The organism is Rhizobium sp. N621, from assembly GCF_001664325.1.
In the GTDB taxonomy this organism is placed as follows: domain Bacteria; phylum Pseudomonadota; class Alphaproteobacteria; order Rhizobiales; family Rhizobiaceae; genus Rhizobium; species Rhizobium esperanzae.
Genome location: NZ_CP013499.1, coordinates 650,612 through 662,790, shown reverse-complemented (window position 1 = coordinate 662,790; position 12,179 = coordinate 650,612). Strand labels below are relative to the sequence as shown.

The 12,179-nt window shown below is 58.7% G+C and carries 8 protein-coding genes; 3 read left to right on the top strand and 5 right to left on the bottom strand.

What is annotated here, in order from left to right:
- Window positions 1-10: 10 nt before the first annotated feature.
- The 5 genes from AMK00_RS30075 to AMK00_RS30055 all read right to left on the bottom strand — a co-directional run bounded on the left by AMK00_RS30075 (window position 11) and on the right by AMK00_RS30055 (window position 7,287).
- Window positions 11-1,738, bottom strand: a complete 1,728-nt coding sequence (locus AMK00_RS30075) for an ABC transporter ATP-binding protein (protein WP_064813028.1) — start codon at window positions 1,736-1,738, stop codon at window positions 11-13.
- A 7-nt stretch (window positions 1,739-1,745) separates the two neighbouring features.
- Window positions 1,746-2,867, bottom strand: coding sequence for an ABC transporter permease (locus tag AMK00_RS30070; RefSeq protein WP_064813026.1), 1,122 nt, complete (start codon window positions 2,865-2,867; stop codon window positions 1,746-1,748).
- A gap of 9 nt (window positions 2,868-2,876) precedes the next feature.
- Window positions 2,877-3,863, bottom strand: a complete 987-nt coding sequence (locus AMK00_RS30065) for an ABC transporter permease (RefSeq protein WP_064813024.1) — start codon at window positions 3,861-3,863, stop codon at window positions 2,877-2,879.
- A 123-nt stretch (window positions 3,864-3,986) separates the two neighbouring features.
- Entirely contained in the window at window positions 3,987-5,930 is a 1,944-nt protein-coding gene (locus AMK00_RS30060) for an ABC transporter substrate-binding protein (protein ID WP_064813246.1), read from the bottom strand.
- Window positions 5,931-6,522: 592 nt separating this feature from the next.
- Window positions 6,523-7,287, bottom strand: a complete 765-nt coding sequence (locus AMK00_RS30055) for a FadR/GntR family transcriptional regulator (protein WP_082240406.1) — start codon at window positions 7,285-7,287, stop codon at window positions 6,523-6,525.
- Window positions 7,288-7,718: 431 nt separating this feature from the next.
- Here AMK00_RS30055 and AMK00_RS30050 point away from each other — a divergent pair, with 431 nt between their 5' ends.
- The 3 genes from AMK00_RS30050 (at window position 7,719) to AMK00_RS30040 (ending at window position 12,131) form a co-directional block, all read left to right on the top strand.
- A complete protein-coding gene (locus AMK00_RS30050; RefSeq protein ID WP_064813022.1) occupies window positions 7,719-8,948 on the top strand; it encodes a mandelate racemase/muconate lactonizing enzyme family protein in 1,230 nt (409 codons plus the stop codon).
- 544 nt (window positions 8,949-9,492) lie between these two features.
- Entirely contained in the window at window positions 9,493-10,521 is a 1,029-nt protein-coding gene (locus AMK00_RS30045; RefSeq protein ID WP_064813020.1) for a D-2-hydroxyacid dehydrogenase, read from the top strand.
- A gap of 71 nt (window positions 10,522-10,592) precedes the next feature.
- The gene (locus tag AMK00_RS30040) at window positions 10,593-12,131 is read left to right on the top strand and encodes an ABC transporter substrate-binding protein (RefSeq protein WP_082240405.1); all 1,539 of its coding nucleotides are present in this window, start codon (window positions 10,593-10,595) and stop codon (window positions 12,129-12,131) included.
- Window positions 12,132-12,179 lie beyond the last annotated feature (48 nt).

The window sequence follows — 12,179 nt, the reverse complement described above, 5'->3', positions numbered from 1 at the left end:
GATCAAACATCTAGGAGCTGCCATGGCTGGCACGCGGCAGCGCTTCGTCCAGCGGCACATAGCGGAAACGCCTGGAATGATCACGATCGCGCGGATCGGGGCGTGGGATCGCCGATATCAGCGCCTGGGTATAGGCGTGCTCGGGCGTATTGCAGACCTTCTCCGCATCGCCGATTTCGACGAGCTGGCCTTTGTACATGACGCCGACGCGGTCGCACATGTAGCGGATGACGCCGATGTCATGGCTGATGAAGATGTAGGCGAGCCCGAGCTGATCCTGCAGGCGCATCAAGAGGTCGAGCACCTGCGAGCGCACGGAGACGTCGAGCGCCGAGGTGGCCTCGTCGGCGACGATGACGCGCGGATCGAGCGTGATGGCGCGGGCGATGCCGATGCGCTGGCGCTGGCCGCCGGAGAAGGCATGCGGATAGCGCTCGCGCGCCCGCGGATCGAGACCGACCTGCTCCATGAGGTGGCAGACGCTCTCATCCAGCGCCCGTCCCCTGGCGATACCGTTGACCAGCAGCGGTTCGCCGATGATCTGCGAGACGGTCATGCGCGGATTGAGAGAGCCGAAAGGATCCTGGAACACCATGCGCAATTCGCGGCGTGCGGCGGCAAGCGTTGGCCCTTTCGCAGTCGCCAGATCGATGATGTCGCCGCCGGCGTTGCGATAGAGGATTTCGCCGGCGGAGGGATCGATCAGCCGCATGATCGAGCGGCCCATGGTCGTCTTGCCGGACCCGCTCTCGCCGACAATGCCGAGGGTTTCGCCCGGCAGCAGCGAGATGGAGACATCGTTCAGAGCCTTCACTTCGCCGAAATCCATCGACACGTTACGCAGCTCGAGGATCGGCGCCTTCGTCCTGTCGAGCGGCGGGCGCGCCAGGCGGATCTCGGCCTTTTGCTCCAGCTTCAGGACCGAGCCGATCAGCATGCGGGTATAGTCGTCCTGCGGCGCATGGAAAATCTGCTCGACCGGCCCGTATTCCTTCGCCACGCCATTGTGCATGACGAGCACGTCGTCGGCGATCTGCGCCACCACGCCCATATCATGGGTGATGAAGAGCACGGCCATGCCGTTGGCCTTCTGCAGCCGGGCGATCAGGTCGAGAATCTCGGCCTGCGTCGTGACGTCGAGGGCGGTGGTCGGTTCGTCGGCGATCAGGAGCTGCGGTTTGCAAGCGAGCGCCATGGCGATCATCGCGCGCTGGCGCATGCCGCCGGAATATTGGAAGGCATAACGATCCAGCGCCTTTTCCGGCGAGGGAATTTCCACCTGCTTCAGCAGCGATATGGCTTCCGCCCGCGCCTCCGCCTTGCTCATCCGGGTGTGAAGGCGAAGCGCCTCGACGATCTGGTTGCCGACCGTGTGGATCGGCGACAGCGACGACATCGGCTCCTGGAAGATCATCGCGATGTCGCGGCCGCGGATCGCGCGGATCTGGCGGCCGCGCGGATTGAGGCTGGTGAGATCGGTCGAGACGCCCTTCTGATCGTTCAGGACGATCGATCCGCCGGCAATGCGGCCGGGCGCATCGACGATCTGCAGGATCGAGCGCGCCGTCACCGACTTGCCGGAGCCGCTTTCACCGACGACGCAGAGCGTCTTGCCCGGTTCGATCGAGAAGGAGAGATCGCGGACGGCGCGGAAGACGCCGGTGCGCAGAGGGAATTCGACCGTGAGGTTCTTCACCTCGAGCAGCGGCCTGCCGGCAATGGGAATGATATCGGTCATGCCGGCCTCATTTGTTGTAGGGGTCGGCCGCATCGCGCAGGCCGTCGCCGAGAAGATTGAGCGCCATGACGGCGACCACGACGGCGCAGCCCGGCATGAAGAGCCAGGGTGCGGTGGCGATCGAGCGGATATTTTGGGCCTCGCGCAGCAGCACGCCCCAGGAGATCGTCGGCGGCTGCAGTCCGAGCCCCAGGAAAGAGAGCGAGGTTTCGGCAAGGATCATCGCCGGTACCGCGAGCGTGATCGAAGCGATGATGTGGCTCGCGAAACTCGGCAGCATATGGCGGAAGATGATGCGTCTTTCGCGGACACCGTCGAGCCTTGCGGCGGCGACGAACTCCTCGGTGCGCAGCGACAGGAAGCGGCCGCGCACGACGCGGGCGAGCTGCGCCCAGCCGGTCAGCGACAGGATGATGGTGATCATCATATATTGCAGCGTCGCCGGCCAGCCCTGCGGCAGCGCCGCGGCCATGGCCAGCCAGATCGGGATGGTCGGCAGCGCCAGGACGAAATCGATCAGCCGCTGCATGAAGAAATCGATGCGGCCGCCGTAGTATCCCGAGATGCCGCCGAGCACGATGCCGAGCATCAGTGAGAAGAAGACGCCGACAAGGCCGATCGACAGGGAGACTTGCGAACCCTGCACCGTCCGGCTGAAGACGTCGCGTCCAAGCCTGTCGGCTCCGAAAAGCAGCAGCGGCGTGGTCTTATCCGGCGAAGCGAGGAGATGGATGTTCGTGTTGAAGAGGCCGAACACGGAATATTCGTAGCCGCGGCCGAAAAACTGCACGTCGATCCGCTTCGTCGTATCTTCCTTGAAGATGGCGGCGAGCGTTTCCGGATCGCGGGTCAGCTTCATCGGGTAATAATGCAGGCCGAAGGAGAAGCCGTTCGTCGTATCGATCAGGTGCACTCTCTGCGGCGGATGGAACGTCGCCCGCGCATTCTGCAGGTTCGGATCGTTGATGGCGAAAAAGCCGGGAACCAGCGCGACGATATACATCATCACGGTGACGACGAGCGCCACCATGGCCAGCTTGTGCCGGCGGAAAGCCCACCAGATGAGCTGCCATTGCGACGCGACGGCGGCGCGGTCCGGCTGCAGGTTTGTAATGGTGATGTCGGCCACATCAGCCTCCTATTCCAAGCGGATGCGGGGATCGACCAGCGCCAGAAGAATGTCGCTGATCAGGGAGCCGATCAGCGTCAGCGCGCAGATCAGGAGCACGAAAGCGCCGGCGAGATACATGTCCTGTGCCATCAGCGCCTGCAGCAGCAGAGGTGCCGCCGTTGGCAGGTTGAGGACGATGGCGACGACGACCGAACCGGAAATCAGGTTGGGCAGCAGCCAGGCGATCGTCGAGATGAACGGGTTGAGCGCGATCATCAGAGGATATTTCATCAGCAGGCGGAATTCGGAGAGGCCCTTCGCCCGTGCCGTGACCACGTAGGGTTTCGGCAGTTCGTCGAGCATGTTGGCACGCATGACGCGGATGAGGCTTGCCGTCGAGGAGACGGCGAGAATGATGACGGGAAGCCAGAGATGGCTCAGCAGATCGAGCATCTTAGCGATGCTCCAGGAGGCGGTCTCATATTCCGGCGAGAAGAGCCCGCCGACATCCTGGCCGAACTCGACCGCAGCCACATACATCAGCACCAGCGCCAGCAGGAAAGACGGGATGGACAGGCCGAAGAAGGTGAAGGCAGTGAAGAAATAGTCGCCGATCGAATATTTCTTCACGGCGGAGAAGACGCCGATCGGCAGCGCGATCGCCCAGGTGGCGATCAATGTCGAGAGCGCCAGAACCAGCGTCAGCGCCATACGCTCCCAGATCAGATCCGAGACCGGCTGCTGCCATTCGAAGGAAATGCCGAAATCGCCGCGCGAGAGGATGCCCCATATCCATTTGAAATATTGGACGAGCATCGGATCATCGAGGCCGAAGCGCTCGCGCAGTTGCGCGGCCGTGTTCTGGTCGACGATCTCATTGGATGCCGCGAGCGTCGCGATATAGGTCGTGACATAATCGCCCGGCGGCAGCTGGATCAGCACGAAAGCCAGGAAGCTGACGGCGAAAAGCGATGGAATCATCCATAAGAAGCGTTTGGCGATGAATTTCAGCATGGAGAGCTCCGAGGTCGGATCGCAACATATGCAGACGCGAGGCCGATGGCCGTCGCTTCAGCATGTTATGCCATGTGATTGGAAGGTGCCGCCGTCGATACGACGGCGGCACCGGCAGGTCAGTCAGCTCGTAAACGTGAACTGCTGCGGCAGGGCAGGCCCCGGATTAGGCCAGGACCAGCTGTCCGGTTGCTTTTCCGGCACGTTGCGCAGGTTGTTGCGGATGATGCCGAAGCTTCCGACGGCAAGGCAAACTCCGATCGTCTCGAAACTATCGGCGCAAAGGTCAAAGATCTGCTTCATGATCGCACCGCGCTTGTCGAGGTCGGCCGTCGAACGTGCCTCGTCGAAGAGCTTCATCCGCTTCTTCTGGCTTTCCGGCGGTTCTTCGCCGCGTGCGCCATTGGAGGTGTACCAAAGTGTCCAGGGAATGGCGTAGCGCGAGCCTTGAGGATGGAAGGCGAAGTAATCACGCGGATCGAGCATTGGATCCAAGCCACCGGCTCCTGACCACAACTGCGCGTCGTGAGCGTTTTCATCGCCACGCGTGTAGTAAAGCGCCCTCTCCATCGTATTAATCTTCATGTCAATTCCGATTGCAGCCCAATGAGTTTTGATCAGTTCAAGTGCATCCACTTGATCAGGATTGAGCGTGGGAATCACGTCAACGGCAAAGAACACCGGTTGGCCATCAGGACGCAGACGGGTTCCGTTGCCGTTTTTCTTATCGAATCCGATTTGGTCGAGTAATAAATTAGCCTTCTCGGGCTCATATTCGGTGAACTGCCGCGAAAGTTTCTCGTAGTGCCAAGGGTGGCCAGGGCGCGGACCAGTTTGATAAGGTTGGCTTTGTCCGAAATAGACGATGTCAATGATTTCTTGGCGATTGATACCAATCGAGAGGGCTTGACGAAATGACTTGTCAGCGAACATCTTACGCATCGCCGGATCCTTGTGCGTCAAGTTCAAATAGATCTGGCACTGTTGGGCTGAAGAGGGCTCTAGCGTCATCAGACGATAATCACCTTTCTTCATGTTTTGCGACAGGGTAGGCTTGTTGGCCAGTATATTGATGTGTCGTTCTTGAATGTCGATTTTGCCTGAGATGACATTCAGCATCAGTGACTCGACGTCCTGCGATAGGCCGAAATTTAGTTCGTCGATATATGGCAATTGATTACCCTCGGTATCGATCTGCCAGAAGTAGGGATTGCGAACCATTAGTACGCGGGTCGCGCCGCCTGTATAGGGTTCTTTGATAATCCATGGATCTAAAGTCGGCCTTTCGGGATTCGCCCAACGGGAAGGGATTTCGATATCGCCGCACTTTGCGCGAAATAGATCTGTCCAGCTGTTGGCACCCGAGGCCTTCACGTCTGCGGTAAGATTCGCATTGTACTTGGGATGGAACTTACTGCAGTAGTGCTTGGCGAACAGCGTCGGATGTTGGCCGAGCGGCGTAGCGAGGTTTTCGAGATAAAGCGCGTTGGCTGCGGCAAAAGTAAATCTGACGGTGTAGTCATCGACTTTCTCTACGACAACCGGCGTGCCCGCCACTTGAATCTGAGCAGGCGCTGAGCTGTAGAGTTCTTTGTTTTTGACAACATCCTCGATCGCGAAGACGACGTCGTCCGCCGTGAAAGGATGCCCATCCGACCATTTTACGCCTCGGAGAAGATGGAAAGTAAACTGCGTGGCGTCTTCGCTAACCTCCCACTTCTCTGCTAGATTCGGTAGTACGGCGGTAAATTCCATGTTCCACCGAACCAAGCCCTGATTGCCCACCATACGCAGAATGCCGTTGTGGTCCGACGAACCGCGTAGGCCCCGTCGAAGGGTGCCTCCGTAAGTTCCAATTTTTTCCCACGGCGTCACTACCATGGGGTTCTGTGGGAGGCGATCGGCCAGCGCCGGAAGCTTGCCTTCTTTCACCAGCGCCGTGAGCTGCGGCGCCTCCTTAGTCTCGGCCGCCTCAGCCGTGCGCGCTGTTATGGATAAAGCGACAACTCCGCCTACTCCCGCTAGAAACTCACGGCGGCTCACCTTAATCTCAGAAGCATTGTCCATATTTTTGGTCTCCTCCAAACCATGCATTATCGCAGAACGCGCCTGAACCTCGTTTGCCGAGGGCTGGTCTTTCGCGTCTACACATTGATGCCAACGATACCGGGATTTCAATTTATTACAAGTAGGTACATCTTTATACATGTAGAAAGTCTTTTTGCTCCTGGAGCAGAGATTGGCCGGCTCACTTTTTTGAGGCACGCGGTCGTTGCCCGCACAGGCGTTGCCGATCGGAACGGCTCAACGGGATGTGACCGTTGCCGACAGGTGTGGCGACGTCTGCGGATGGATCATAGAAACCAATTCTTCCGCGAATTTTGTGGAGCGCAGCGATAGTTCCGTTGCGTGCTCTATTTCAAAGGGCGGCGATCCGAGACCTTACTCGTGACTCAAGCTGGGCCGGCCGCCGCCGCTCATTTGCGCCTTGAGCAGATGTCGCAGGCGCCGACCGGGCGGTCGGCGGCGGCAATCACATGCAGTTTTCTCGCCTCGTGAAGGTTCCTAGTCAAACTGCTCTCGCAGATGGATTCCCGTCACACATCTTGGAAATACTCATGTCCTGCTGGGAGACTGCGATCCTGCTAACGCCTTGAGGTTAGATACCTTCAAACATACGTTCGCGAGCGCTGACAATATGCCGCTCCATGGCTAGGCGCGCGCGCTCAGGATCCCGAGCCCGTATAGCTTCATAAATTTGATCATGCTCCGACTGAACCGCTCTTAGGCGGTCGGGTGCCCGCAAGAGACTGAGTTGGCGCGTAATGTTCATGCCTGTCGTGATGTGGGAAGCTAGCGAAGCCTGGATCGAAATATAGTAGGAATTTCTCGTGGCTTTGGCCACGGCCTCATGAAAAAGACGGTCCTCGTCAATTCCTAGCGTACCTGTTTTGACACATTGCTCCAGGGATGCCAGAGCTGCGGCGATGAGCGCCAGATCCTCATCCTGCCAGCGCTCCGCGGCAAGCGCTGCGGCTGCAGCCTCGTGTCCGGCGCGAAACTCGAAGCAGCGCTGAACATCGGCGAGAGAGCTCACTTGCGCAAAACGAAGCACGGCAACATCGGGCTTGCGGATGGCGTAGGAGCCGGAGCCCTGGCGCGAAACGATAACCGCGTCTTCTCTGAGACGCCCAAGCGCCTCTCTAACGACGGTTCGGGAAACCGCAAACCTAGCCGCCAGTTCCGACTCTGAGGGCAGTTTGCTATTCAACAAAAGATCGCCGCGGGCGATTAGCGTCACAATGCCATCGTACACCACGTCGCTGAGGCGTCCGGGTGTTCCGGATTCGGTCAGTTCAATATCGACACTCCTGCTATTGGCAATTTTTCCCGCCCCACTCTCAGAAAATATGGTTTCCTTCATGCACGTTTCATCCTTTTCCCAGCGTGCCACAGAACGATAGTTCCCTTATCGTAAGACACACCACCATTACCATTGATAGCCGGGCGTCTGGGACTCGACAATCCGACCCGTCATTGTACAGCGACTAACCCCTAGGACTGCCATCTTATCACAAACTAAATCACTCGTCTATTCCTGTTGACACTTGTCTTTAGCTGTCCTAACTATTACGGTTACGGGGAAGCAGAACAGTCTCACGAGCTTAGCCGAAGCTATGACCGTTGTGGGGGTCCGTCTTGGCGAACAAAAGAGCCGGCCAATTTAGTCGGGCAACAGCACCTAGGCTCCGCCGTATCCCTGAGTGGTTGGCCCCAGCGAAAGGCAAAATAGGGATGCCGAAGCTCGTACTTCGGGACCCTGATCCGTTGCGCATTATTTAGAAGGGCAGTCGCATGAAGATTACCGATATCAGAACCTACCTCATGCAAGTGGGTCCACGACCAGGCCTGCCAGGGCAGACCTCCGCCGGTGCCGCGGGCGAAGCAGATTTCCGCGGCTCGCGCAACTGGCTTTTTGTCAAGGTCGAGACAGACGAAGGTATTTACGGGATCGGGGAATGCTCTGGCTGGCCGAGGGTCGTCGAGGCTGCCGTGAAAGACTACCGTGCAATCCTCATCGGCGAGGATCCGCGAGATATCGACCGGATTTGGAGCCGGATGTTTGTCTCCTCCATGGGGCACGGTACCCTTGGGACGGTCGGAGGAGGAGCGTTGACCGGTATTGAGATGGCGTTGTGGGATATCAAAGGCAAGGCTCTTAATCAGCCGATCTGGAACCTGCTTGGCGGCCGTTTCAGGGATCGGATCAAGGTTTACGGACATGCCAAGACACCGGACCGGGCGCGCGAGCTATTAGAAAGAGGCTATCAAGGTGTCAAGGTCGGCTTCACCGGCGCAGTCGACCTCGACAAGGTCGCGAGCATCCGCGACACGATCGGCGCTGATGTCGACTTGATGGTGGACGCGCATGGCCCTTCGTGGATGACGACAAAGGACGCGATATTGGTCGGTCGAGCGCTTGAGCCGCTGGACCTCCTTTTCCTCGAAGATCCGGTTGCTCCGGAAAACCTTGATGCGCTTGAACGGATCCGCGATGCCATTGACGTTCCTCTGGCCGCAGGAGAGCGGGTGAGCAACATCTGGGGTATCCGGCAGTATATCGAGCGAGATCTCGTCGACGTGATCCAGCCCGACACCGGGCGCGCCGGGGGAATAACCCAGACGCGCAAAATGGCTGCGATGGCTGAAGCCCACTACATTACCGTTGCTCCCCACTCTGGCTCGCTTGGTCCCATCGCCGAATTCGCAGCACTTCATGTCATGGCGACAATTCCAAATGCGCTGATGCTCGAGCGCGTGGAATTTGACTGGTCGGGTCGGTATGAGGTGGTGACGCCGGTTCTGAAGGTTGAGGATGGTCATCTGCCGGTCCCCGACGCTCCAGGCCTTGGAGTTGAGCTGGTCGAGGAAGAAATCGAAAAATATCCCAGCAACCGCAATGTCGGTGACATGCCTGCCGATGATGGGCGGGCTTACGAGCCCGGCACGCTTACCGAATGCGTCTATTTCCAGACCCGACTGCGGCGGCGCGCGCGGCTTCGCTTGGCAAAAAGCTCGCAATAACCACCAAGCGGCACGGACGCTTCTGAAACAAAGATGGCGCTACGTGGTCGAACGTGGCGCCTCACACGGCGACGAAACTGCCGGCCGTCGCAAAACCGTGCTCAACGGACCGCAGACCCTGCCTTGGCCGTGGCTAGCCACCTTCTCGATTGAAGAGTGTCGTCAGTCGAGTGAGCGAGATCGCCTATCAGCGTTTTCGCTGCGCCGGCGGCTGCAGCACGACTTGATCTCCCGCGTCACTTCCTAGGCGGCCATGGTCGCACACATACCCTTACGCTGGGCCTTTGGCAGACAACTCGCGTACGAGATGTCGTTCAGTTTACAAATTGTCGTCACTGCAATGGAAGGGATGTCGGCAAACCAAGCGAGACGCAACGGCCATATCATTGTAAATTAACGAAAAAATCCAATGGCGCCGTTTTTCAATTCCGTACCAACTTGTAACTACTTGCATTTTTTTGTTTATTCGATACCTTCTGAGGAACATTTATGGCCCAGGTGACCTGCTGCACGTCGCGGTGCCCGGCTCAATTTTGGAGGAAACATGCCGCAATCCCCCGCATCCGCAACGCATAACGGTCAACCCGCTATCAATGCCGTTCTTGCGACAGTTCCCTATCAGCCTGATGAGCTCGCCCTGCTTCGGGCGCAGGTGGCGCCCGCGCAATTCATTCATTGCTCTTCAACGGACGAGAAGGGCATCGCAGACGCGCTGAAGTTTGTGGATGTAGCGATCATATCGGGAGACCTTGACGACCGATATCTTGAGGCGCCGGCCTTGAAGTGGGTGCATTGCGACCATTCCGGGTTGACGCGATCGGCTAGGCCGGAAGTGTTTCAGAAGGGATTGCTCGTGACCGGGTCTGCCGGGCGGTCGGCCGCGGCGCTGGCGCAGCACGCCTTTTATTTCGCATTGGCTTTGACCTATGACGCAAGACAGCTCATGGAGAAACAGGCGGCGCACGCTTGGCGCGGCATTCCGGGCTATGAGCAAAAGCTCGGCCTGGCCGGCAAGACACTCGGTATCATTGGTTATGGCCAGACGGGTGCCGAGATGGCCGCTCTCGGCAAAGCATTCCAGATGAGGGTCATCGCGCTCAACCGCAGTGCCATCGCTGCGCCAGTAAATGTCGACCTGATGCTGAGTTCGGAACGCGGCGATACCATCGACCCGCTGATCGAGCAGGCCGACGTCATCATGCTGGCGACGCAGCTTACCGATGTGACGTACCACATGTTCTCCGCGCCGCAGTTTGCTAGGATGAAGCCGTCGGCCTTCATTATCAATATGGCGCGCGGCCAGGTGATTGACGAACAGGCGCTGGTCCAGGCTCTTCGTTCCGGCGAGATCGCGGGCGCTGGACTGGACGTCTTCGCGAAGGAACCATTGCCCGCAGATTCTCCGCTCTGGGACCTATCGAATGTGCTGGTAACGCCTCACATGACGCCGGGTTTGCCAGACAAGCGGCAGCGGTCGATCCAGATGATTACCGAAAACATCGCTCGCTACCGCGAAGGCCGGCCCATGCTCAATGCGCTTTCCGAAAAGGATGTTTTCACACCGAAGTCCTGAGCTTCGCCCATGCGCAAGCCGCGGCAGTTTGAGTGCCGACGGTCGATTTGTCTTAAACAGGGAGGTTGAAAATGAAATTAGGAATTTTGTGGAGCGCAGTTGCGATCGCAGGCGCGGCGACCATGCTTAGCGGCACTCCGGCGCGAGCCGAGAAATCCGACAAGGGAATTACGGTCGTTCTGGCCGTCGAGCTGGACTCGCTCGATCCTTGCGACACGCAACCGGCGCAGAATGCAAACGTCGTGCGGGGCAACATATTCGAGTCGCTTACGCACGTCAGCCCGGTGAATGGCAAGGTAGAGCCACTTCTTGCTGACTCCTGGAAACAGACAAGCGACAAGACCTGGGAGTTCAAGCTCAAGAAAGGCGTGAAATTCCATGACGGAACCGACTTCAATGCGGCCGCCGCAGCTGCAAACATCATGCGCACCCAGGGCGGCTCCAACTTCCCCGGTCTCGCCTGCCTGAACAGCGGGCAGATTCCGACACCCGTCACTGCCGAGGCTGTTGACGATCTGACGCTCAAGGTGACAACCACCGTTGTCGATCCGATCCTTCCCCTGCGGCTTTCCTACGTTGATATCGGCGACCTTGTCAGCCAGACGAAGCCGGAGAAGGTTGTCAATCCCGTCGGCACCGGGCCGTACAAGTTCGTCAGCAGAAAACAGGGCGACGCGGTAAAACTGACGCGCTTTGACGGCTATTGGGGGACCGCACCGCAGATCAAAGACGTGACCTACATCGTCCGCAAGGAAGCCTCCGTCCGAGCAAGCATGGTCGAGACCGGAGAGGCCCAGATTGCGCTCAGCATCCAGGCTCAGGATGCGACGGACGATGATCGCACCGTCACTTTCAAGGACAACCGCATTTTCGTGATGCGTCCGATGACCTTCAAGGAGCCGTTCAAGGACCCACGGGTACGCCAGGCGCTTTCCTACGCCATCGACCGCGACACCATCGTGCCCGCGATCCTGGGCATCACCGGGGCTCCTTATTACCAGATGCTGGGTCCGCAGGTGAACGCCTACATTCCCGATTACGACGCCTCAGGCGCCATGAAATACGATCCGGCGAAAGCCAAGGAATTGATCGCTGCCGCCAAAGCCGATGGGCATGCCGTCGACACGCCCTTCGATATCGTCACGCGACCGGATATCCTGCCCGACGGCGGTGAACTCGTGCAGGCTATCGCGCAGAATCTTCGCGAAGTCGGCCTGCAGGCAAACATCAAAAGCATGGAAAACACCGCTTGGCGCGAGTTTCTTCGTCAACCCTTCCCACCGGAGCAGCCGCCGACATTGCAGATGATCTCGCATGACAATACGTCCGGCGATGCAAGCTTCAGCTTCCCGAAATACATCACCTGCAAGGGAATCAACTCTGCCATCTGCAATCCGGAGATCGACAAACTTGTCGCTGCCGCCGACGTCGCAGCCGGTGACGAGCGTGATCAACTTTACCGCAAAGCGGCCGAGATCCTCTACAAAGACGGCGGCTTCATCGGGATTGCCGAGCAAATCCGTCTGATCATGCTCGGCGAGGGTGTAAACTACAAAGCCAATCCGCTCTCGGGACTGGAGGTCCGGATTGCCGACGTCCAACTGAACTGAGAGATTTGCCAATCCGCGGGAGCCGCTCTGCGGCTCCCGCAGCGGAGG